The organism is Streptomyces sp. Act143, assembly GCF_003143935.1.
GTDB lineage: Bacteria > Actinomycetota > Actinomycetes > Streptomycetales > Streptomycetaceae > Streptomyces.
On record NZ_QFRX01000001.1, the window covers coordinates 2720462 to 2742757 of the forward strand.

General features: G+C 72.5%; 20 protein-coding genes and 1 pseudogene. 9 read left to right on the plus strand and 12 right to left on the minus strand.

Translation table 11 applies throughout. From position 1 onward, the window contains the following. Positions 1–73: 73 nt before the first annotated feature. The 3 genes from DI272_RS12175 to DI272_RS12185 are packed head-to-tail and all read left to right on the plus strand — an operon-like array spanning position 74 to position 3332. Entirely contained in the window at positions 74–1450 is a 1377-nt protein-coding gene (locus DI272_RS12175) for an extracellular solute-binding protein (RefSeq protein ID WP_109495384.1), read from the plus strand. Positions 1451–1452: 2 nt separating this feature from the next. Continuing rightward, positions 1453–2454 (plus strand): carbohydrate ABC transporter permease, encoded by a 1002-nt coding sequence (locus DI272_RS12180; protein ID WP_109495385.1) that lies wholly within the window; start codon positions 1453–1455, stop codon positions 2452–2454. Beyond that, positions 2451–3332, plus strand: a complete 882-nt coding sequence (locus DI272_RS12185; protein ID WP_109495386.1) for a carbohydrate ABC transporter permease — start codon at positions 2451–2453, stop codon at positions 3330–3332. Before DI272_RS12180 ends, DI272_RS12185 begins: the two co-directional genes overlap by 4 nt. Here DI272_RS12185 and DI272_RS12190 read toward each other — a convergent pair. Further along, positions 3322–5520, minus strand: a complete 2199-nt coding sequence (locus DI272_RS12190) for a glycoside hydrolase family 3 N-terminal domain-containing protein (RefSeq protein WP_109495387.1) — start codon at positions 5518–5520, stop codon at positions 3322–3324. The two genes, DI272_RS12185 and DI272_RS12190, sit on opposite strands and share 11 nt — an antisense overlap. Then, positions 5517–6602: an N-acetylglucosamine kinase gene (locus DI272_RS12195; RefSeq protein WP_109495388.1), complete on the minus strand. Its 1086-nt coding sequence runs from the start codon at positions 6600–6602 to the stop codon at positions 5517–5519. The genes DI272_RS12190 and DI272_RS12195 overlap by 4 nt, the downstream gene beginning before the upstream one ends. Before the next feature lie 8 nt (positions 6603–6610). Here DI272_RS12195 and DI272_RS12200 point away from each other — a divergent pair, with 8 nt between their 5' ends. Next, entirely contained in the window at positions 6611–7870 is a 1260-nt protein-coding gene (locus tag DI272_RS12200; RefSeq protein WP_109495389.1) for a cellulase family glycosylhydrolase, read from the plus strand. Between the two features lie 20 nt (positions 7871–7890). On the opposite strand, the gene DI272_RS12205 is transcribed toward DI272_RS12200, so the two are convergent. Then, positions 7891–9384 (minus strand): glycoside hydrolase family 3 N-terminal domain-containing protein, encoded by a 1494-nt coding sequence (locus tag DI272_RS12205; RefSeq protein WP_109495390.1) that lies wholly within the window; start codon positions 9382–9384, stop codon positions 7891–7893. 71 nt (positions 9385–9455) lie between these two features. Between DI272_RS12205 and DI272_RS12210 the strand changes: the two are divergent. Next, a pseudogene (locus tag DI272_RS12210) lies at positions 9456–9747 on the plus strand (lysylphosphatidylglycerol synthase domain-containing protein); the annotation flags it as partial. Between the two features lie 20 nt (positions 9748–9767). On the opposite strand, the gene DI272_RS12215 reads toward DI272_RS12210, so the two are convergent. From DI272_RS12215 to DI272_RS12235, 5 genes are all read right to left on the minus strand, one after another. Continuing rightward, positions 9768–11015, minus strand: coding sequence for a NarK/NasA family nitrate transporter (locus tag DI272_RS12215; protein WP_109495391.1), 1248 nt, complete (start codon positions 11013–11015; stop codon positions 9768–9770). Between the two features lie 234 nt (positions 11016–11249). Then, a complete protein-coding gene (locus DI272_RS12220) occupies positions 11250–12650 on the minus strand; it encodes an NAD(P)/FAD-dependent oxidoreductase (RefSeq protein WP_109495392.1) in 1401 nt (466 codons plus the stop codon). Positions 12651–12767: 117 nt separating this feature from the next. Next, entirely contained in the window at positions 12768–13205 is a 438-nt protein-coding gene (locus DI272_RS12225) for a DUF2267 domain-containing protein (RefSeq protein WP_109495393.1), read from the minus strand. Between the two features lie 66 nt (positions 13206–13271). Further along, positions 13272–13667 (minus strand): DUF2267 domain-containing protein, encoded by a 396-nt coding sequence (locus DI272_RS12230; RefSeq protein ID WP_109495394.1) that lies wholly within the window; start codon positions 13665–13667, stop codon positions 13272–13274. A 148-nt stretch (positions 13668–13815) separates the two neighbouring features. Then, positions 13816–14247, minus strand: coding sequence for an Hsp20/alpha crystallin family protein (locus DI272_RS12235; protein ID WP_109495395.1), 432 nt, complete (start codon positions 14245–14247; stop codon positions 13816–13818). Between the two features lie 141 nt (positions 14248–14388). On the opposite strand from DI272_RS12235, the gene DI272_RS12240 reads away from it, so the two are divergent. Beyond that, entirely contained in the window at positions 14389–15057 is a 669-nt protein-coding gene (locus tag DI272_RS12240) for a type III effector protein (protein WP_109500806.1), read from the plus strand. Positions 15058–15097: 40 nt separating this feature from the next. Here the strand turns inward: DI272_RS12240 and msrB are convergent, their stop codons facing one another. From msrB to DI272_RS12260, 4 genes are all read right to left on the minus strand, one after another. Beyond that, positions 15098–15505 (minus strand): peptide-methionine (R)-S-oxide reductase MsrB, encoded by a 408-nt coding sequence (gene msrB / locus DI272_RS12245; protein ID WP_109495396.1) that lies wholly within the window; start codon positions 15503–15505, stop codon positions 15098–15100. A 13-nt stretch (positions 15506–15518) separates the two neighbouring features. Continuing rightward, on the minus strand, positions 15519–16910 hold the full coding sequence (murC, locus tag DI272_RS12250; protein WP_109495397.1) for a UDP-N-acetylmuramate--L-alanine ligase: 1392 nt from the start codon (positions 16908–16910) through the stop codon (positions 15519–15521). 94 nt (positions 16911–17004) lie between these two features. After that, positions 17005–17478 carry an indole-3-glycerol phosphate synthase gene (locus DI272_RS12255; RefSeq protein WP_181387169.1) on the minus strand — a complete coding sequence of 158 codons (474 nt, stop codon included), beginning with the start codon at positions 17476–17478 and terminating at the stop codon, positions 17005–17007. A 133-nt stretch (positions 17479–17611) separates the two neighbouring features. Beyond that, positions 17612–18532 (minus strand): pyrimidine reductase family protein, encoded by a 921-nt coding sequence (locus DI272_RS12260; RefSeq protein ID WP_109500807.1) that lies wholly within the window; start codon positions 18530–18532, stop codon positions 17612–17614. Positions 18533–18569: 37 nt separating this feature from the next. Between DI272_RS12260 and zapE the strand changes: the two genes are divergently transcribed. The 3 genes from zapE to DI272_RS12275 all read left to right on the plus strand — a co-directional run bounded on the left by zapE (position 18570) and on the right by DI272_RS12275 (position 22223). Beyond that, positions 18570–19682 (plus strand): cell division protein ZapE, encoded by a 1113-nt coding sequence (gene zapE, locus DI272_RS12265; protein WP_109500808.1) that lies wholly within the window; start codon positions 18570–18572, stop codon positions 19680–19682. A 499-nt stretch (positions 19683–20181) separates the two neighbouring features. Beyond that, positions 20182–20760, plus strand: a complete 579-nt coding sequence (locus DI272_RS12270; protein ID WP_109495399.1) for a carbonic anhydrase — start codon at positions 20182–20184, stop codon at positions 20758–20760. Positions 20761–20765: 5 nt separating this feature from the next. Continuing rightward, positions 20766–22223, plus strand: a complete 1458-nt coding sequence (locus DI272_RS12275; protein WP_109500809.1) for a SulP family inorganic anion transporter — start codon at positions 20766–20768, stop codon at positions 22221–22223. Positions 22224–22296 lie beyond the last annotated feature (73 nt).

The window sequence follows — 22296 nt, forward strand, 5'->3', positions numbered from 1 at the left end:
CGATGAATTCTGGTCCACCTTTTCATCAATCGGAGCCCAAGTTGGTGATTTGAACCAGCCGAGAGGACAGTTCATGCGTGCGAGAAGAGTGACCGGATCCCTTGCCTGTCTCGTGGCCCTGACGCTGACGGCCGCCGGGTGCGGCCTGTCGGGCGGCGGCTCCAGCGACGGGGGCGCCACCGCGGGCGGCTGCAAGGTCGACAAGGGCAATGTCGGGTCGGGGAAGCTGACCGGGGACGTCAAGGGCACGATCACCTTCCAGACCACCAACTTGAAGAAAGACTTCGGAGGTTTCTTCAACGGGGTGATCGCCGCCTTCGAGAAGGCCCACCCCGGCGCCGAGGTCAAGTGGATCGACGACCCGGGCGACAACACCTTCACCAGCCGCACGGTCGCCGACGCCCAGGCCTGCACGCTGGCGGACGTCATCAACGTCAACGCGCCCACGGCGACGGCCCTCACCAAGGCCGGCTACCTCCTCGACGTCGGCACCAAGGACCCGGACGCCGCCAAGCCGTTCGTCCCGTCGTTCTGGAAGTCCGCCGCCTTCAAGGACGCCGACGGCAAGGCGATCCACACCGCGCTGCCCTGGTACACCGGCGGTGTCGTCCTGACGTACAACAAGGACCTGCTGGAGAAGGCCGGCGTCGACCCGGCGAAGCCGCCGACGAGCATCTTCGGGCTGTTCGCCGACTACGAGAAGATCGCCGAGGCGGGCGACGGCAAGTTCTACGCCACGATGGCCAACCCGATCTGGCGCATCCCGGCCGACTTCGACCAGATGGGCATCAAGGTCCTCTCCGGCGACGGCAGGTCCGCCGTGTTCGCCGACGACCCGCGCACCACCCAGTGGGTCGCCTGGATGGCGAAGCTGTACAAGGCGGGCGCGATGCCGAAGGACTCGCTGTCCTCCAGCAACGACCCGTCCACGCTCTACAGCCAGGGCAAGGTCGCCTACGGCTCGACGAACCCCAGCTTCGTGCGGTTCGTGAAGCAGAACAGCCCGTCGGTGTACGACAGGACGGCCGTCGGCCAGCAGCCCTACGACGCGCTCGGCCGCGCCTCCGCCGGTGCCCCGCAGTACATCTCGGTCGCCGCGACCAGCAAGAACGCGCCCACCGCACTGTCGTTCGCGGAGTTCCTCACCGACGCCGAGAACCAGACGGCCTGGTGCAAGGACCCGGACGTGGTGATCTTCCCGACCACCACCGCGTCGCTGAACGACCCGTTCTTCCAGAACGCCGGCGGCAGCGACCCGTTCTCCCAGGCCCGCAAGCTCGTCGCCGACCAGCTGAAGACAGCCAGCACCAACCAGACCAACCTCTCCCCGGCCGTGCAGAACGCGATCGTCGCCCAGGTGCAGTTGGCCATGCAGGGCAAGAAGAGCCCCGAGCAGGCCGTCAAGGACGCCCAGGAGAAGGCGAACGAGCTTCTGAAGCAGGCGGGTTGACGGTGACGGCCGAGATCACGAAGCCGGTACCGGTGCCCGGCACGGAGACATCCGTGCCGGGCCCGGCCCCCTCCCGCCTCCGGGCGTTGCTCCCCGGCCCGTCCGCCGGGGCCAACGGGGCGGCGATGTACCGCCGTTGGTGGCTGCCGTGGCTGTGGACCGCGCCCGCGATCGCCTGTGCGGTGGTCTTCGGCGTCTTCCCGTTCCTCAACACCGTCCTGCTGTCGTTCACGAACGCCAAGCCGCTCGGCGGCGCCGCGAGTTTCGTCGGAGTCGACAACTACACGCGGATGCTGGACGACTCGGACTTCTGGCTGGCGACCCGCAACAGCATCCTGTACGCGCTCGTCGTCGTCCCCCTGATGGTGCTGCTGCCGCTGCTGCTGGCCGTGCTGGTGGAGAAGAACCTCCCCGGCATCGGCTTCTTCCGCTCCGCGTTCTACACGCCGGTGCTGGCCTCCAGCGTGGTCGTGGGGCTGAGCTGGCAGTGGCTGCTCGCGGACGACGGGCTGGTCAACACCTGGCTGGAGAAGGCCCACTTGATCAGGTCGGCGATTCCGTTCCTGTCGGACTCGTGGCTGATCCTGCTGTCCGCGATGGGCCTGACCCTGTGGAAGGGCCTCGGCTGGTACATGGTCTTCTATCTGGCCGCCCTCGGGAACGTCCCCAAGGAACTGCACGAGGCCGCCGCCATGGACGGCGCCGGAGCGGTCCGCCGCTTCTGGCACATCACGGTCCCCGGCGTCCGCCAGGCCATGATGCTCGTCGGCACCCTCACCGGCATCGGCTCGCTGCGCGTGTTCACCGAGATCTACATGCTCGGCAGCTCCACCGGCGGCCCCGGCGGCGCCGACCGCACCCTGCCCTTCTACATCCGGGACGTCGGCCTGGACCCCATCACCGGCAACGCCGGTTACGGCTCGGCCGTCAGCGTGGCCCTGTTCGCGCTGACGCTGGGCCTGACCCTGCTGGCGCAGCGCCTGACGAAGGAGGACGAGTCGTGACGACCGCTGTTCCGGCCCGGCGCCGACGCTTCCTGCCCCGCTGGCGCGACTACGGCCGTCCGCGTGAACTCGCCGTCCGCTACCTGCTGTTGTTCCTCGTCCTCGGTCTCACGGTCGGCCCGCTGCTCTGGCAGCTGCTGGCCTCCCTGAAGAGCACGGGCGAGGACGTCTTCGGCGCGGACGCCACCCTGCTGCCGCACCACCCGACGCTGCGCGCCTACCGCACCGTCTTCGAACAGGTCCCGGTGGCCACGTACATCAGGAACAGCCTGATCGTGGTCGTCCTGTCGATCACCAGCCAGCTCGTCTTCTCCACCACGGCCGGCTACATGCTCTCCAAGCCCGGCTGGAAGGGCCGCAAGGCGGTCTGGGTGGTTCTGATCGCGTCGATGATGTTCCCCTTCGAGTCGATCATGGTGTCGCTGTTCCTGAGCATCCGCGACCTGGGCCTGGTGGACAGCCTGGCGGGCGTGTGGCTGCCCGGATTCGTCGGGGCCATCAACGTGCTGCTGATGCGGGGCGCGTTCCTCGCGGTGCCGCGCGAGATCGAGGACTCGGCGATGCTCGACGGCGCGAACGAGTGGCAGCGCTTCCGGTACCTCTACCTGCCGTCCGCGTGGGGCGCGATCATGGTGGTGGTCATCAACACCTTCATCAGCGCCTGGGACGACTTCCTGTGGCCGCTGATCGTGCTGCGCTCCGAGGACAACATGACACTGACGCTGGGGCTTTCCCGGTTGCAGTCGTCGTCCTTCGGCTACGACCAGCGGATGGTGATGGCCGGTTCGGTGATCTCCGTGATCCCGGTGCTGGTCCTGTTCGTGATCACGCAGCGGTGGTTCTACAAGGGCGTGTCGTCGGGGGCGGTCAAGCTCTGAGGTCGACCCGGACGGGTACGGCGGTGAGCGCCGCCCGCGCCGACTCGGCGACGCGCAGCTCCAGCAGGCCGGTCAGCTCGTTGTCGAGCGTCAGCGTGACCGTGCGCCGCTCCCCCGCCGCGAGGCCGACCCCCTCGAACGCGCACAGTTCGAGGGTGCGCGGCCAGGTGGTGGCGATCAGCCGCCGCAGATAGACCTGCACGACCGAACGGCCGTACCGCCGCCCGGTGTTGGTGACATCGACGGTGACGGTACGGCCGGACGCGCGGGGCGGCCCGTACCCGAAGCTCGTGTACGACAGTCCGTGCCCGAAGGAGTACTGCGGCTCGGCGTCGGCGTCGGCGTAGCCGCCGTACTCGGTGTCCTTGTGGTTGTAGTGGACGGGGAGCTGGGCGGCCGAGCGCGGGACGGAGACGGGGAGCCGGCCGGCGGGTTCCGTGAGTCCGAGCAGCACCTCGCCGATGGCCTCGCCGCCCCAGGGCCCCGGGTACCAGGCGGTGAGGAGCGCTCCCGCCCGGTCGGGCACGACGTGCGGGCGCCCCTGGATCAGGACGACCGCCGTGGGGGTGCCGGTGGCGACGACGGCGTCCAGGAGGGCGTACTGCGCGGCGCCGAACCGCAGTCCCGCCAGGTCGACGCCCTCGCCGCAGGTCATCTCCGAAACGGCGGTCAGGGCCGCCCCGTTGGCGGCGAAGCCGGTGTCCGGCGTACGGGCGCTGCTGCCGCCCAGCACCAGCACGGCGAGGTCGGAGGCGGCGGCCGCGGCGACCGCCTCGGGGATGCCGGAGCGGTCGTCGCCGGTCAGCGCGCAGCCACGGGCGTGCCGGATGCCGACGCCGGGCGGGGCGAGGCGGCGCAGGGCGTCGAGGACGCTGCTGCCGGTGCCGGGGCGCTGCGGGGCGGTGTAGTCGCCCGACTGGTGGGCCGGGGTGGCGGATTGGGGTCCGAGCACGGCGATGCGGGAGACGTCGGCGCCGATGGGGAGCGTGCCGTCGTTGCGCAGGAGGGTGACGGCGGCGCGGGCGACGGCGACGCTGAGCTCCGTGCCGCCGGCCGGCGCCGGGGGTGCGGTCCGCCGCCGGTCGAACAGCCCCAGGCGGAACTTGAGGCGCAGGACGCGGGCGACGGCGGCATCCAGGGTCGCCTCCGTCACGAGTCCCCGCTCCACCGCCTCCTCCAGGCGTGTGAAGCCCTCGTCCCAAAGGCTGAGGTCCACACCGGAGTTGAGGGCCAGCGCACCCGCCGAGACCCGGTCACCGGTGACCCGCGCCAGCCGGTCGACGGCCAGCCCGTCGGCCATCACGATCCCCTCGAAGCCCCAGTCCTCCCTGAGAACTCCGGTGAGCAGGGCGGGGTTGCCGGAGCAGGGCATGCCGTCGACCTCGTTGTAGGCGGCCATGACGGCGGCGGCCCCGGCGCGGACGCCCGCCCGGGCGGCGGGCAGGTGGATCTCGTGCAGTTCCCGCAGCCCGAGTTCGGACTCGGCGGAGTTGCGGCCGCCGACGGTGGCGCCCTGTCCGGCGAAGTGCTTGAGGACGACGGGGGCCCGGTCGGCGGCGAAGCGTTCGCCGGGATCACCCTGCATGCCCCGCACGACCGCCTCCGTCAGGCGTGCGGCGAGGAACGGGTCCTCGCCGAAGCACTCCTCGGTGCGGCCCCAGCGGGGGTCGCGGGCGATGTCCAGCGCGGAGACGAGGGCGACATGGCCGCCGCGGGCCCGCAGTTCGGCGGCGGCGTGGGCGGCGGCGCGCTCGTGGAGTCCGGGGTCCCAGGTCGCCCCGACGGCCAGGTTGACGGGGAGGACGGTGCCGTCGAGGGCCATCAGGCCGTGCGGGACCTCCTCGACGAACAGGGCGGGGATGCCGAGACGGCTGCTGTCGACGACATGGCGCTGGACGAGGTCGGCGAGGGCGGCGGCGTCCTCGGCGTCGGGTCCGTGGCCGTGGTCGACGCCGGACCAGGCGTCGGCGCGCTGGAGGCCGTACAGGGCGCCGAGGCCGGCGAAGCGCTCGGTCTCGGCGCGCAGGGCGTCGGTGATCTCGAAACCGCCGTCCGGGGTGCGGCGGTAGGCGTCCCACCCGTACATGCGCTGGTTGAGCTGGCCGGCCTTCTCGCGCAGGGTCATGCGGGAGAGCAGGTCGTGGACGCGGGCGTCGAGCGGTGCGGCGGGGTCGCGGTACGTCGTCATCGGCGGCGTCCTCGGTCGAGTCGGGCGAGGGCCACGGCTCCCTGACAGCCGTCGGGCACCCAGTCGAGGGTCAGTGCGTGGGCGTGGAGCCGGGAGTTCAGGGGGCCGTCTAGGGGACCTTCGGGGCCGAGGAGACCGCCGGTGGCGACGATCCGTTCGCCGGGGCGCGGCTCCAGCGCCCGTACGGTGTCGGCGAGATGCTCCGCCGCCCGGTCCAGGAGCGCCGCGGCGACGGCGTCGTGGCGCCGTGCCGCCTCGGCGACCAGCGGCGCGAACCGGGCGAGCCGGACCGGGGGTTCGGCCATGACGGTGGGGAGGAGGTGCATGCGGTAGGCCTCGCGCCCCTCCCGGCTCCAGCCGTCGCCCGGCAGCACCTCGCCTGGCGACACCTCGCCCGTCGGCACCTCGCCCGTCGGCACGCCGCCCGGCAGCACCTCGCCCGGCAGCCCCAGCGCCCGCCCGACGGAGAGCGCCAGGAGCGTGGCCGGGCCCCGCCCGTCGGCCATGCGCAACGCGGCCCGGACCGCGCCGCGCCCGATCCAGAAGCCGCTGCCCTCGTCACCGAGGAGCCAGCCGTCGCCGTCCACGGTGGTGGTGGCGCGGCGGTCGCTGATGCGCATCGCGACCGCGCCCGTCCCGGCGACCAGGGCGAGACCGTCGGCCGGGGTGCCGGGGGCGGAGGCGAAGGCGGCCTCGATGTCGCTCCAGATGCCGGGCGGTCCGGCCGGGATGCCGAGGCGGTCCAGGGCGGCGGTGAGGGCGGTGCGGGCGCGGACGGAACCGGGGTCGTCGGGCGAGGCCGACGTGGCGCCCGCGAAGCCGCCGGCGACCGCGGTCACCCTGCCGCGGGCGGACTCGGGCACGGCGGCGCCGAGGGCCTCGGCGAGATGCTCGACGAGCCGTGGCTCCGGCACGGTCAGGGCGTTGCCCGGTCCGGCGGTCCCCTCGCCCAGCACACGCCCGCCCGCGGCGCCGGAGGCGGGCGCGAGCAGCGCGCGGGTGCGGGTGCCGCCGGCGTCGAGCCCGACGACCAGATCCGGTTCGCCGGCCCGTGCCACTTCCTGGTTCAAATCATTACCCATCGACGACTATGGTGATTGATACATTCGCGCAGGACAAGGCCCGGCCCGGGGAGGATCCCATCCGCACGCTCCGCTTCGGCGTCAACTACACGCCCCGCCACGGCTGGTTCCACTCGTGGCACGACTTCGACCCGGGCCGCGCCCGCGAGGACCTGGCGCAGATAGCCGGCCTCGGTCTCGACCACGTCCGGGTCTTCCACCTGTGGCCGCTGCTCCAGCCCAACCGCACCCACATCCGCACCTCGGCCGTCGACCAGCTGGCGCACCTCGTCGACCTGGCGGGCGAGGCCGGTCTCGACGTGATGGTGGACGGTGTGCAGGGGCACCTGTCGAGCTTCGACTTCTACCCGGAGTGGACCCGCAGCTGGCACCACCGCAACGTCTTCACCGACCCGGACGCCGTCGAGGCCCAGGCGGACCTCCTCCGCACCCTCGGCCGCGCCCTGGCGGGCCGCCCCCACCTCATCGGCCTCCAGCTCGGCAACGAGCTCAACAACCTGGTCGAGCACAACCCGGTGACACCGGCGGAGGCCGACCACTACCTGGACACCCTCCTGGCCGCCGCCCGCGACGGGCTCGGCGCGCACGGACTGGTCACGCACTCCGCCTACGACGCCGCCTGGTACGGCGACGACCACCCCTTCACCCCCGAGGCCTCGGCCCGCAAGGGCGATCTGACCACCGTCCACCCCTGGGTGTTCTCCGGCGACTGCGCCCGCCGCTACGGCCCGCGCTCCCCGCAGGTGCAGCATCTCGCCGAGTACGGCACGGAGTTGGCGAAGGCGTACGCCGTCGACCCGGCGCGTCCGGTGTGGGTCCAGGAGACGGGCGCCCCCGAGCCGCACATCCCGGCGGCCGACGCGCCGGAGTTCGCGCGGGCGACCGTGCGGAACGCGGCCGAGTGCGAGGGGCTGTGGGGCGTGACGTGGTGGTGCTCCCACGACGTGGACCGCTCGCTCGCCGACTTCCCCGAACTCGAGTACACCCTAGGCCTGTTCGACGCGGCCGGCCGCCCCAAGCCGATCGCCGAGGCCCTGGCGGAGGCCGTCGCCGGGCCGCACACCGCCCGGCCCCGGGAGACCGCCCTGGTGCTGGACTGCACCCCGGGGACCCGGTCGGTGTCCGGGCCGGGCGGCGAGTACTTCGAGGCGTGGATGCGCATGCGGGCGCGCGGGGTCCGCCCGGCGGTCGTCCTGGCCGAACGGGCGGAGGACGAGGGGTACTTGGCCGCCCGCGGGATCGAGAACGTCCTGCTGCCGGGCCTTTGAGCACCGGTCCCGCCGCACCGTCAGGCACCGGCCCCCGTCAGCACCTCCGCGACCGCCAGCAGGTTCACCCGCCCCCGCCCGTACGAGCAGAGGGCACCGCCCTCCGGCAGCCCGGTGTCGATCCGGATCGCGTCGGGGCGGCGGGCCAGAAGGGCGTCGCGGAGCCGGGCCTGCCAGGGGTGGAGTCCGGCGTCGCAGGTGGCGAGGACGAGGGGCCGGTCGCGGCCCAGGATGCCGTCGGCCAGGGCGGCGGGGTCGGCGGGTTCGCCGGCCACCGCCGTTCCGACGGCCGTGGGGTCGAGGGCGAAGACCGGGGTCAGCAGGTCCTCGCCGCCCCAGTTGAGGGCCGGGTGCGGCGGCGGGAACAGGTCGACGACGTGGGCCCCGCGGACGGCGGACGGCACACCCCGGCTCCCCGCGGCCCGTCGTACGGCCCGGCGCGCGGCGTCCGGACCGGCGTCCGCGTCCCAGGCGGCGACCGTCCCGGCCGGGGTGGCGTACCGCTCGGCGAGCCGCCGCACCCGCTCCGCCGCCTCCCGCACCCGGCCCTCGATCAGCACCCCGGAGCGCAGCGCGTCGAGGACCGCGTCCCGGCAGGCCAGTGTGACCTCCAGATCCGGTACGGCGACGATCACCTGGTCGGCCCCGGCGGCGAGCGCGATCCGCGCCCCGGCCGCCTCGCCGTACCGTTCGGCGATCGCCTTCATCTCCAGGGCGTCGCTGACCAGGACCCCCTCGAAGCCGAGGTCGTGCCGGAGCAGGTCGCCGAGGATGCGGCGGCTGAGGGTGGCGGGGCGGTTGGCGTCGAGCGCGGGATAGACGACGTGCGCGCTCATCAGCATCGGCACGCCCGCGGCGACGGCGGCGCGGAACGGTTCGAGATCGACGAGCAGTTCGTCGTACGGCCGCGGATCGACGGCGATGCCGTGGTGGCTGTCGGTCTCGGTGCCGCCGTGGCCGGGGAAGTGCTTGGCGCAGGAGGCGATGCCGCGCCCTTCGGTGGCGGTGATCCAGGCGCGCAGATGACGCGCGGCGAGCCCGGGGTCGGCGCCGAAGGAGCGGGTGCGCACGATCGGGTTGTCCGGCCGGTGCTGGAGGTCGGCGACGGGGGCGTAGGAGGCGGTGATGCCCAGGGTCGCCAGGTGGCCGGCGAGGGCGTCGGCACACCGGGCGGTGAGGGCGGGGTCGTCGACGACGCCGAGGGCGTAGGAGCCGGGGACCTCGGGCGCACCCGCCGCGACCAGGTGCCCGATGCCGCCGCCCTCGTTGTCGATGGCGACCAGCAGATCGGGCCGCAGTGCCCGCAGCGCGTCGGTGAGCTCACGGACCTGTTCCGCATCGCGCACGTTGCGGGTGAACAGGATGACCCCGCCGAGCCCTCGGTCGATCAGCCGTTTGAGGGTGTCGGGGAAGGTCGTGGTGCCGTCGAACCCGGCGACGAGACAGCGGTGAGCCGCCTCGTCCAGGTCGGACGGGAGGAGGCGGCCTTGGGACAGGTGCGCTGCGTGGGTCACCTTCGGGATTCTTCTGGCTGGTTCAGCCGGAAGTCAACATGGCTATGGATTGTTTGATTCATGACCACCGGGCGAGTGCCGCGCCCCTCCGGCGATTCATCGGCGCCGCGCTCGGCCTGCCCCTGTCCTGGACGCAGGTCGCCTTCGCCTTCCTCGTCGCGAGCACCGCGGTCGGGGGCGGTGCCCGCGCCGGGCGGCGTCGGGCCGGTGGACGCGGCGCTGGTGTTCGCGCTGGTCGGATTCGGCGCCCCGACGGGCCTGGCGACCGCGACGGCCGTCGGCTACCGGGTGCTGACGGTGTGGGTGCCGCTGCTGCCGGGGGCGCTGGTGCTGTCGGCGCTGGTACAGCGGAAGGTGCTGTGAGCCCCGGTCCGTTCCGACCGTCACACAGCCGCCCGCTCCTTTTCCCGCCCCGCCTCCCGCATCCGCCCGTACGCGTACACGCAGCCCGCCAGTGCCAGGTCGGACAGCAGCATGAAGCCGATGGAGTAGGAGTCCTTGGCGCTGTAGACGGCGCCCATGACCAGCGGCGGCACGAATCCGCCGAGTCCGCCGACCGCGCCGACGATGCCGGTCACGCTGCCGACCTGCGGCTGCGGGGTGACCCGGGCGACCAGCGCGAACACCGCCCCGCTGGTCGCGCCGAGGGCGGCGGCCATCACCAGCAGACAGACCGTGGCGGTCGGCACCAGCGTCGGGTCGAAGGCCTGGACGACGGCGAGGACGGCCACCGCGCCGAGGGCGACCGCGGTGACCACCGCCGGGTGGACACGGTCCGACAGCCACCCGCCGATGGGCCGGAACACCACGGCGACCAGGGCGAACCCGGCGGCCCTGGTGCCCGCGTCGGTGGCGTCGAGCTCGTACCAGGTCTTGAGGTAGGTCGGCAGATAGACGCCGAACGCGACGATGCCGCCGAACCCGATGGCGTACAGGGCGGACAGCTCCCAGGTCACCCGGAGCCGTCCGGCCTGGCCGAGCCGGGTGGTGAGCGGGGTGCTGGGGACGGGGCGTCCGGGCCGGTCGTTGATGAACAGGAAGGCGAGGACGGCGTATCCGGCGAGGGCGATGGCCAGCACGATGAACGGCAGGTTCTCGCTGTGCTTGTACATCCGGGGCGTGAAGTACCCGGACAGCGCGACACCGCCCATGCCCATGCCGAAGACGCCGAGGGCGGCGCCCCGGTGCCTGGGCGGGAACCAGGCGTTGACCAGCGGCACGCCGATCGCGAAGGTGGTGCCGCCGAGGCCGAGCACGAAACCCACCAGCACCAGCGCCACATAGGACGTGTGGGTGGGGATGAGCAGCAGCACGGGCACGATCGTCAGGGCGCTGACCACCGGGAACATCAGCCGGGCGCCGTAGCGGTCGGTGAGCGCGCCGACGGGCACCCGGCCGAGCGAGCCGACCAGCACGGGCACGGCGACCAGCACGGACTGCGCGAAGGACGTCATGTGCAGGTCGTCGTCGAACTGGCCGGCCAGCGGTGCGATCAGGTTCCACGCCCAGAAGGTGAGCGTGAAGCCGATCGTGGCCACCACCAGGTTCCGCCAGGCCGCTGGGGAGGGCCGCTCGTCGGCGCCTGCATCCCGGACCACTTCGCCCTTCCCAGCCGTCGACACACTGGCCATGAACACGCTCCCGGACTCCGCTCACGGATGGTCACCGAGGGCTCCGCCCACTCGGGATCAGCGGAGCCGACGCCTTTCCATGAGGTCACGGGGGCCCGGGAGCGGCAACTCGAACTCCTGGCCGTCCCGGCGGCTTCCCGTATCCCGGACGACAGGCGAATGCGACCTGGGCCACTCCGAAGGCAAGGCCGTCGCGGCCCTGGCGGACACGCTCCGCCAGGGCCGCGACGGCCGTCAGCCGGCGGCCTCCGGCGTCTCCGGGGGCTCGGCGGGAGTCGCGGCCGGGGGCCGGAAGAGGACCGCGCGGGCCACGGACGGGGCGAACAGCGCGGTGACCGGCGCCGCGAGCTGGAGCACCGCGCGGAAGGCGTCGCCGACGACGGCGTCACCGGGGGCCCGTTCCTGGACCCGGCGCAGATACCAGCCGGTGACGCGGTCCGAGGACCTGCCGTCGAGCGCGTTGCCGACCGCGCCCGGCATCTTGCGGTCCGCGCCGGCGGAGATGTCCCAGGCCAGCCGGGACGCCCCGAGCAGCGCCTGCTGCACCCGTCGCGTCGTGGGCGTCCGGCGCCGGTCGGCGAGCGCGTCCCGCAGGGCCACGGCGCTCATCGCCGCGACGGCCATGCCCTGCCCGTAGATCGGGTTGAAGGCGCACAGCGCGTCGCCGGTGGCGAGGAAACCGGCGGGGTGGCCGGGCAGGTCGTAGCGGCGCCGGACGTTCGCGGTGCGCCGGTAGCCGAACGCCGGGGACAGCGGCTCGGCGTCCTCCAGCCAGCGGTCCAGGAGCGGATGCGCCAGCCTCTTGGTGTATGTCACGAACTCGTCGTCGTCCGTGGGCGGTTCGTCGCCGCGAAGTCCCGAGACGATCACCAGATGGGTGCCGTCCTCCAGCGGCAGCGCACCGCCGCCGTGGACCTGTCCGGTGCCGGGGTAGACGTAGTAGCCGAGGGTGTCGCCGTCGAGGACACCCGCCCGGCCCCGGTAGACGCGGGAGGCGTAGGCGAGCCCGGTGTCGATGGTCTCCTCGTACGGGCTCGCGGCACCGATCCCCGCGAGCCACTGCGCGGCCTTGGTGCCGCCGCCGGAGGCGTCGACGACGAGATCGGCGGCCAGTGCCCGGGACCCGGCACGGGCGTCACCGGACCGCTCCCGCACGACAACCCCCCGCACGCGGGAGGCGTCACCGCTCAGCCCGACGACCTCGGTCCCCGCCATGACACTGATCGCGGGATTGGCGAGAACCCGCCGCCGCACCAGCCCTTCGAGCTGCGCGCGGGAGCCGGTGTAGATGTACGTCGACGTCGGCACCCGCCGGTACCAGCGGCCGTTCTGCCACAGCACCATGTCCGTCGGCATGCCCACCCGGGGCGCCCCGGCCGCCCGCAACTCCGCGACGAAGCCCGGCAGCAGGGACTCCATGGCCGCCTGGCCGCCCTTCAGCAGCACATGCGGATGCCGTCCCTGCGGTACGCCGGGCCGGGCCGTGCCGTCGTCCGGGAACCGGTCGCGCTCGACGACGGTCACCCGGTCGGCGTGCCCGGCCAGGACGTGCGCCGCGAGCAGCCCCGCGAGGCTGCCGCCGACGACGACCGCATGCCGCCCGCCCCGACGGCCTGTTGATCCGTCAGAGTCCACCGCTGCACTCCCTCTTGGTCGCCCATGTCCTGAGAAGACACAAGTATCCCGTCCGCGTGTGACGGACCGGCCGAGTTCCGGTCAGGCGGGGGCGGGGCGGCACGGCGCGCGGGGCGCCTACGCGGCCTGGGTGAGTTCGGCGCGGCCGAACAGCAGCGCGTAGCCGGAGGGGAGGCGGTGCACGATGCGGGTGATGAGGTCGGGACCGGCGTAGGCGGCGACGGCGGAGAAGACGGAACCGGTGTCCCAGCGGGTGGTGGCCAGGGAGGCACCGGTGCGCGCGGCGAGGTCCTTGACGAAGGCCCAGCCGCCCAGCGGCTGTGTGTCGGGGATCTGGGCGGTGAGGATGCGGGCGGCTTCGAGGGGCAGCCGGGCGGCCAGTTCGACGCGTTCGTCACCGGTCAGCTGGCGCCCCAGGCCGGCGAGGACGAGGCGGACGGCGTCGTCGGCCTTCTCACGGGTGGGGTAGGCGCCGTCGTAGCGGACCTTTTCCAGCATGTGCTCGTACGCCGTGCCGTGGTGCTGCCGGCTCGGTGCGCGCTGGTCGGAGATCACGGTGGTGGTTGCCTTTCTGTCACCGGGGTCGTGGTGACCGGTGTGCGGTCACCGGTTGATGGGTGGTCAGGTGGGCCGGGGGCGGCCGAAGAGGAGGTCGTAGCCCGCGGGGAGCTGGAGCAGGATCTCCTCGAGGAGGTCGTCGCCGGCGGTGTCGGCGACCGTGGAGAGGACGGCGCCGACGTCCCAGGCGGCGGTCTGTTCGCTGGCGCCTTCGATCCAGGCCGCCGTCGCGCGCACGAACCGCTCCGGGGACAGCGGTTCGGCGCTCTGCAGCGGGTTGAGGAGGATCAGGGCGAAGCCTTCCGGCAGCCGCGCCGCCAGCCGGGCGCGGACCTCGCCGACCAGGTGGGCACCCAGCAGGGCCAGCACCACGCGGGCCGCGCGTTCGGCTTCCTGCGGGGTGTCGTACTCGCCGCGTTCCTTCACCTGGTCGAGGAACGCCTCGCGTAGCAGTGTCACGTCGGCCGCCGCCCTTCCTCGGTCCACGGGGCGCGGAGGACGGGCCGGGGGAGTTCGGGTCCCGTCCTCCGTCGCCGCTCAGTCCTGGCCGCTGTTCGGCTCTCGCCGCTGTTCGGCTCTCACGGCCGCTCAGCCTCGTCCGTCCGGCTCAGCCGGAGATCTCCTTGCGGCCTGAGCCGACGCCGATGGCGATCTTGCGGGGCTTGGCGCGCTCGGCGATCGGGATGCGCAGGGTGAGCACGCCCGCTTCGTAGTCGGCCTGGATGTGCTCGGTGTCCAGGGTGTCGGCCAGCACGAGCTGGCGGGAGAAGACGCCCAGCGGCCGTTCCGTCAGCTCCATCTGGACGTTGTCGGCCTTGGCCACGGGCCGGCGCTCGGCCTTGACGGTCAGCATGTTGCGCTCGACGTCGACGTCGATGGCGTCCGGGTCGACTCCGGGGAGGTCGAAGGCCACCACGTACTGGTCACCCTCGCGATAGGCGTCCATCGGCATCGGGGACGGCCGCGACCAGGTGCCCGGGCCCATGAGCTGCTGGGCCAGCCGGTCCAGCTCACGGAAGGGGTCGGTGCGCATCAACATCGGAAAACACCTCCAGGAAGGTTCGGGCAGTTGCTGCCAATGCGCCTCACTGAAACCGTTGTAGCATGTCATCGAATGGATGACAAACGTGATGTCGTCCGAAGGATGACGCCCATGACCGACCGTCCGAGGAAGGTGTCCATGACCCCGGCCGACCAGCCGACGCCGCCCGACGCCGACGCATCCAGCCCGGCATCGTTCCTGGCCGCCGCGGCGGCCCTGCGGGCCATCGACGACGCCTTGCAGACCGCCCGGGAGGACACTCCCGGCGCGGCCGCGGCGCCTCACGTCGGCCCGGAACAGGCCCTGGCCTCCCTGCTGCTGCTCCGGCAGGTGCGCGAGGAGCTCGCCGGCTGGGAGACCGGCCTGATCGAGACCGCCCGCGAGGCGGGCGCCAGTTGGGCCGACCTGGCCCAACCGCTGGGCGTCGCGAGCCGCCAGGCAGCCGAACGCCGCTATCTGCGAGGCCGGCCCGGCCCCGCGGGCACCACCGGCGAACAACGCGTCCAGGCCACCCGCGAACGCCGCGCCACGGAACGCACCACCGCCACCTGGGCCCGCCGCAACGCCGCCGACCTGCGCCGCATCGCGGGCCGGATCACCGCCCTCACCGACCTGCCCGCCGACGCCGGCGACCTGCTCGGCCGCCTGCACACGGCCCTGGCCCACGACGACTCCGCCGTCCTCGTCGCCCCCCTCAACGCCACCCGGCCGCACCTCACCCCCGCCCACCCCGACCTCGCCGCCGAACTGGACACCCTGATGAGTCGCGCCCCGACAGCCGAAAGGGGCTCGCCCTGGTCGGAATGACCGGGGCGAGCCCCTTAGGTCCCGGCGAAGGGACCCCGGCTCAGCTCTCGTCCGGCGTCAGCCGCAGCGAGATGCTGTTGATGCAGTACCGCTGATCGGTCGGGGTCGCATACCCCTCCCCCTCGAACACATGCCCGAGGTGGGACCCGCACCGAGCACACCGCACCTCGGTCCGCACCATCCCGTGCGACCGGTCCTCGATCAGCTCGACCGCGTCGGTGTCCTTGGGGTCGTAGAAGCTCGGCCAGCCGCAGTGCGACTCGAACTTCGTGGTGGAGGTGAAGAGCTCCGCACCGCAGGCACGGCACGAGTACACGCCCTTCGTCTTGGTGTCGGTGTACTCCCCCGTGAAGGCGGGCTCCGTGCCGGCCTGGCGCAGGACGGCGTACTCGGCCGGAGTCAGCTCCGCGCGCCACTGCTCTTCCGGCTTTTCGACGTCGTACGACATGAAGCTCAGCCCCTCACTTCGACAGGCGGTCCAGGATCTGCGGGCCGAGGTCTGTCACGTCACCCGCGCCCATGGTGAGAACCAGATCGCCCGGCCTCGACATTCCCGCGACCACGGCCGGCACGTCCGCCTTGTCGTGGACCGGCGTCACGTCCGCGCCCGCGGCCCGGGCGGCCTCGATGATCAGGTCGCTGGTGATGCCGGGGATCGGGTCCTCGCGGGCCGGGTAGATGTCCAGGACCACGGAGGCGTCCGCGAGGGACAGGGACCGGCCCATCTCCTTGCCCAGCTCCTGGGTGCGGGAGAAGAGGTGGGGCTGGAAGACCACCAGGATGCGCGCGTCACCGGCCGCCGCCCGCATCGCCTCCAGGTCGGCCGTCATCTCGGTCGGGTGGTGGGCGTAGGAGTCGATGACCTGGACGCCGGCCGCCTCGCCCTTCAGCTGGAGGCGCCGCTTCACGCCCGTGTACGCCGCCAGGGCGGGGGCGAGGTCGGTGGCCGGGATGCCGAGCGCCACACCCGCCGCGAGGGCGGCCACCGCGTTGTGCGCGTAGTGGCGGCCGGGCACGGAGACCGCGAAGACCAGTTCCGTGCCGTCCAGGAGGACCGTGACCTCGCTCTTCAGGCCCTGCGCGACGACCGACAGCACCCGTACGTCGGCGTCCTCCGCCTCCCCGTACGTCACCGTCCGCACCGAACCCGCCAGCCGCCGGGTCAGCTCCCGCGCGCCCTCGTGGTCGGCGTTGATCACCAGCGTGCCGCCGGGGACGATCTTCCCGGCGAACGTCTCGAACGACTCGTAGATCTCGTCCATGGACGCGTAGTTCGCGTGGTGGTCGAGCTCCACGTTGAGGACGATCGCGACCTCGGGGGCGTACTTGTGGAAGCTGCGGTCCGATTCGTCCGCCTCGGCGACGAAGATCTCGCCCTCGCCGTGCAGCGCGTTCGAGCCGGGGGCGTCCAGGTCGCCGCCGATGGCGTACGACGGGTTGCGGCCCAGCTCGCTCAGCGACACCGCGAGCATCGAGGTCGTGGTCGTCTTGCCGTGGGTGCCCGCGACCGCGATCGGGCGCAGGCCCTCCATCAGGGCCGCGAGGGCGTCGGAGCGGTGCACCACCGGGATGCCCAGCTCCGCCGCGCGGGCCAGCTCCGGGTTGTCCCTGCGGATCGCCGACGACACGACCACACAGCTCGCGTCGTCGGCGAGGTGCTCCGCCGCGTGCCCGATGTGCACGGTCGCGCCCAGCGCGCGCAGGGCCTCGGCGGTCGCGGAGTCCTTGGCGTCGCTGCCCGCGACCTTCGCCCCGCGCTGCGCGAGGATCTTCGCGATCCCCGACATCCCGGCGCCGCCGATGCCGATGAAGTGCGGTCGGTCCATGGCGGTGGGAAGGGTGCCGGGTGCCACGTGATGTCTCCCTGTGCGTACAGATAAGGCGGACGTTCAGGCGCCCCAGCCTATGGCCTGCGGCGGCGGCATCGGCTCCGCACCCCCGCGGCGCTCAGGCCTTGCTGTGCGAGAACAGCTTCAGCACCGGCACCCCCACCTTGTGCCGGGCCCGCGAGGCCCAGTCCCGGTGGAAGAACTCCTCCACGTAGTGCGGATCGGTCAGCACGATCACCTCGTCGGCCCCGATCTCCTCCACCAGCGCCTTCAGCGCGTCCAGCGGGTGGTCCTCGATCAGCCGGCCCTCCGCGTCGCTCCCGGAGCCGCGCAGCGCCTGAAGGGAGACCTCCAGCGCCCGTTCCCCGAAGTCCTTCGCGGCGGCACCTTCGGGAACCTCCCGCTCCCGTGCCGCCTCGTCCAGCTCGCCCAGCGCCACGTCGTCGATGGCCCTCAGCAGCCGGTCGGCCTGGTCGCCGCGCGGCTGGAGGAGCACGTGGAAGGAGACCTGCTCGTCCCCGTGCAAGGTGGTGACGAACTCCACGTCGGCGGACGTCAGGGCCTTCTCGATCATCAAAACGCTTGTGAACACCGCGCGCCCCTTCTGCGGAAACCATCCTGCCCCGTGATCTCACGGGGACTGCGAGAGTTAGTGTGCCCGTCGAAAGCTAAACGGAACGGTTGATTCCGCCGTTTTCGGGACCGGCGGCACCGCTGATCGAATTTCAAGTGCGCTGGTAGCGGCCGAACAGAAACCCCTCCTCCTCCAACAGGGACACCAGTGCGAACCGTTGCGGAACCGCGACGGCCGGCCCCCCGGCGATCCGCTGGGCGCCCCCCGCGGTGAGCATCGGGGAGACGGTCAGACAGAGCTCGTCCAGCACCCCGGCGGCCACGAACTGGCCGAGGAGCCGCGGACCGCCCTCGGTCAGCAAGCGGGCGAACCCGAGGTCGGCGAGCGCCCGCACGGCCCGGGCGGGCTCCACCCCCACACCGTCACCGGCGGTCACCACCCGGGCGCCGGCCTTCTCCGCCGTGGCGACCCGGCCGGGAGCGGCGGCCGCGCCGGTCAGGATCAGGGTGGGGACGAGGGGGGAGGTGAAGAGCGGGAGCGAGAAGTCGAGGTCGAGGCTCGCGCTGACGATCGCGATCGCCGGCGCCGGCCCCTGCCCGGCCGCCTCCCGGGCGGCGGCGAACTCCGCCCGCGCGCGTGCGGGCCGGTACCCCTCCTGGCGTACCGTTTCCGCGCCGACGACGACCACATCGGCCAGCCCCCGCAGCGTGCCGAAGATCCGCATGTCGGCCGCGGTGGAGATGGGCTGCGACTTGCCGTCGTGCTGGGCGGCCCCGTCGAGCGTGGAGACCATGTTGGCCCGCAGCCAGGGCACCCGGGCGCCGCCGCTCGCCCCGGCCGCGGGCGCCGTGACCGACGCGGGGTAGGCGTAGGCGGCGGCCAGCTCGTCGAGGCTCCACTCGCGGTCGACGAGATCAGAACCCCGGGCGGCACCGGCACCCTCCGCCTCAGTGGCCCCCACGAGCGCTACCGCCCCCGGAGCCCCCTCCGCACCCCCGGCCCTCACATCCCCGGCCCCGTCGCCGGAGGCCGTCGTCGCTGTCTGGTCGGTCACAGGGAACAGGCGTCGCATGTCGTGCAGTGTGGCACGGCGCTTAGCATGGGGAACCGTGTCGTCCTCCACCGCCGCCTCCGGGATCAGCCCGATAGCAGACGCGGCCCCCGTGTCCCTGTGCGCCCGCGAGCCGCACGTCCCCGCCGACCGCCTGGTCGCCGAGATGGTGCCGCCGCCGCGCTTCGACTCGGTCCGCTTCAGCACGTACCTCCCGGACCCGAACCAGCCCAGCCAGTTCGAGGCCGTCAAGGTCCTCGAGGGCTTCGCGGGCGGGCTCGGCGGGGCGCACGCCGTCACCGGCGGCAAGCGCGGGTTCTTCGGATTCGGGAAGAGCAGGGCCAAGGGGGCCAAGACCCCCGCCGGGCCGCGCGGCGTCTACCTCGACGGCGGCTACGGCGTCGGCAAGACCCACCTGCTGGCCTCCCTGTGGCACGCCACCCCGGCGGAGCCCTCCCTCAAGGCGTTCGGCACGTTCGTCGAGCTGACCAACCTCGTCGGCGCCCTGGGCTTCCAGCAGACGGTCCGGACGCTCTCCGGCCACCGCCTGCTCTGCATCGACGAGTTCGAGCTCGACGACCCCGGTGACACCGTGCTCGTCTCCAGCCTCCTCGCCAGGCTCGTCGAGGCCGGTGTCGCCCTCGCCGCCACCTCCAACACCCTCCCGGGCAAGCTCGGCGAGGGCCGCTTCGCGGCGGTCGACTTCCTGCGCGAGATCCAGGGACTGAGCGCCCACTTCCGCACCCTGCGCATCGACGGCGAGGACTACCGCCACCGCGGCCTGCCCGAGGCGCCGGCGCCGTACTCCGACGAGCAGGTGACGAAGACGGCGTACGCCACCGCGGACGCCTCGCTCGACGACTTCCCGCAGCTGCTGGAGCACCTCGCCCGGGTTCATCCCAGCCGTTACGGCGCGTTGACCGATGGCCTGAAGGCCGTGTGTCTCACCGATGTGCGGCCGGTTCCGGACCAGTCCACCGCACTGCGGCTCGTCGTGCTCGCGGACCGGCTCTACGACCGTGAAGTCCCGGTCCTGGCCTCCGGGTTGCCGTTCGACCAGTTGTTCAGCGAGGACATGCTCCGGGGCGGTTACCGAAAGAAGTACTTCCGGGCGATCTCCCGGCTCACCGCGCTGGCCCGCGACGGCAAGCGGCTCATCGAGTCCGACTGACCCGCGAAACCCCGCAGATCAAGGGCCAGTTCACGCCACGCCACCAGCGCTTTTCAGGCTCTCTTCAGCTCGAAACGCTAAGTTAACCCTGCAAACAACTTTGCAGGGTTACCGTGTTTCTTGACCAGCCATTGACCAAGGCTTGGTCCGCACGTAAACCATGAACGGCCGGAAGGGGGGCGCATGCTTCGAGGTACGACGGCACCGACCGTGCTCGCGCCTCGCACCACCGCCCCGGTCACCCCTCCGCCGTTCACTCTCACGGAATCGTTCGCAACCGCGCACACGATCCGTGATGCTTCACCCAAAGCTCGGCCCACCGCTCGGACCCGTTCTCAGCGGGACCCGAGAACCTAGGCAGCCCGTTCCCGGCGATCCTTCAGGTCTTCCGTCGCCGCGACATCCGGAACCGGCTGCCTCCCCCACACACAGACACACCCCCACACATCTGTCATGTACGTCCGACGCGCCACTGCGGCGCGCCAGGAGGAGTCATCACATGCAGCCCCTCATCGACAACGCCCGCCTGTTCGGACAGCGCCCTGAGGAGTTCGCCAAACTCGCCGAAGGCCAGTCCCCCCAGGTCCTGTTCATCACCTGCTCCGACTCACGGGTCGTTCCGGCCCTGATCACCGGCGCCCGCCCCGGCGAGCTCTTCGAGCTGCGCACCGCGGGCAACATCGTCCCCCCGTACGCCTCCGAGCACCCCACCAGCGAGGCGGCCACCATCGAGTACGCCGTGGAGGTGCTCGGCGTCCGCGACATCGTGGTCTGCGGGCACTCGCACTGCGGCGCCGTCGGCGCCCTGGTGCGCGGCGACGACCTCGACGCCGTACCCGCCGTACGGGACTGGCTCGCCCGCGCCGAGCCGCGCCCGGCCGGTGCGGCCGAGGACCCGGCCTGCGCCGAGGGCGTGCAGAGCCATGTCCTGGCCCAGGTCCTGCGCCTGCGTTCCTACCCGTTCATCGACAAGAAGCTGGCGGCCCGTCAACTGACCCTGCGCGCCTGGTACTACGAGGTCCACACCGGAGCTGTGCGCGAACACCGCGCGGACACCGACGCGTTCGAGGCGCTGTGACCGGCATGACGTCCACATACCCCCACCTGCGGCAGGACTTCGCCGCATCGCTGGTCGTCTTCCTGGTCGCGCTGCCGCTGTGCGTCGGCGTGGCCGTCGCCTCGGGCGTCCCGGCCGAACTCGGGCTGGTCACCGGCATCGTGGGCGGCATCGTCACCGGCAGCATGCGGGGCAGCAGCCTCCAGGTCTCCGGCCCCGCCGCCGGTCTGACGGTGCTGGTCTTCGAGGCGGTCCGGGAGTTCGGGCTGCCCGTCCTCGGGGTCATCGTGCTGGCCACCGGCCTGCTCCAGATCCTCATGGGGTCCCTGAAGGTGGGCCGCTGGTTCCGGGCCATCTCCGTCTCCGTCGTCGAGGGCATGCTGGCCGGTATCGGTCTGGTGCTGATCGCCGGGCAGCTGTACGCGATGGCCGACACGGAGGCTCCCGCCTCGGGCCTGGGCAAGATAGCCGGCCTGCCCGGCGCGCTCGTCGACGCCGTCGGGGACACCGGGGCGCTGGCCTCGCTCGGGATCGGCGTCGGCACCATCGCCGTGCTGGTGCTGTGGAAGCGGATGCCGGCGAAGGTGCGGACCGTGCCCGGTCCGCTCGCCGCGGTCGGTCTGGCCACGCTCGCCGCCCTGGCGTTCTCCCTGCCGGTGGCGACCGTCGAGGTGCAGGGGCTGCTGGGGTCCGTCCAGCCGCCGTCCGCGTCGGCCTTCGGTGAGCTCGCGAGCGTCGGCGTGCTCGCCACGATCGTCGCGTTCACGCTGATCGCGTCCGCCGAGTCGCTGTTCTGCGCGGCGGCCGTGGACCGGTTGCACGACGGGCCGCGCACCGCGTACGACAAGGAACTCGTCGCGCAGGGCGCGGGCAACGCGCTCTGCGGGGTGCTGGGCGCGCTGCCGATGACCGCGGTGATCGTGCGCAGCGCGGCGAACGTGCAGGCGGGCGCGCGGACGAAGGCGTCCCGGGTCATGCACGGCGGGTGGCTGCTGCTGTTCGCGGCCCTGCTGCCGGGCGTCCTCGCCTACATCCCGCTCCCGGCGCTGGCGGGCATCCTGATCTACTCCGGCGCCAAGCTGATCCCGGTCCGCGAGGTCGTCTCGCTGTGGCGCGAGCACCGCGGTGAGGCGCTGATCCTCATGGTCACGGCCGTGTCGATCGTCGCGGTCAGCATGTTCGAGGGCGTGCTCATCGGGCTCGCGCTGGCGGTGGCCAAGACCGCCTGGGAGGCCTCGCACATCAAGCTGGAGGTCGTCGACAAGGGCGCCGGGCCCGTCCAGGCGTACCTGTCGGGCAACGCGACCTTCCTGCGGCTGCCGAAGATCCTCGACAGCCTGGAGTCGCTGCCGCAGGACCGCCCGGTGGAGCTGGACCTCTCCGGCCTGCACCACCTGGACCACGCCTGCCGTACGGCCCTGGAGAACTGGGCCGAGCGGCACAGCGCGGTGGGGACCGAGCCGGTGCGGATGACCGCCGTGTAGCACCCCGCCCGGTGCCTGGCCCCGCGCCAGGCACCGGGCATATCGTTGCAGGAGCAGACAAACAGGCCTCTCC